Here is a 308-nt window from a genome sequence, read left to right as displayed (position 1 = left end):
ACGGTGTGGGTCACGGTGCTCATCCGCATCAGGGAGAAGTTGGTGACGGGCGCTCCGGTGGTCACCGCGATCGTGCTGCCGGCCGCGGCGGTGGCCGGTGCGGTCGCAATCGTCGGCCGGGTGCGCGCACTGCCGTCGGCGTTCAGCAGATACGGCGGCGTGAAAATCTCTCCGTCCAGATGGTTGGTCGTGCAGGTGTTGCACAGCCCGCCACCGCCGACGAAGACCCGGCCATCGGGAAGCAGCAGGCCGACGCTGTGATACGTCCGGGGGATGGCCATCGGGGCCAGCGTGGTCCACTTTCCGGT

1 pseudogene is annotated in these 308 nt (G+C 68.5%); it reads right to left on the bottom strand.

Going from position 1 to position 308, the window contains the following annotated elements:
* Window positions 1–308, bottom strand: a pseudogene (locus J9611_RS21610) (hypothetical protein); the annotation flags it as partial.

The sequence above is a fragment of the Pseudarthrobacter albicanus genome (assembly GCF_018224015.1).
GTDB lineage: Bacteria > Actinomycetota > Actinomycetes > Actinomycetales > Micrococcaceae > Arthrobacter > Arthrobacter albicanus.
This window is presented reverse-complemented; position numbering and strand designations above follow the sequence as displayed.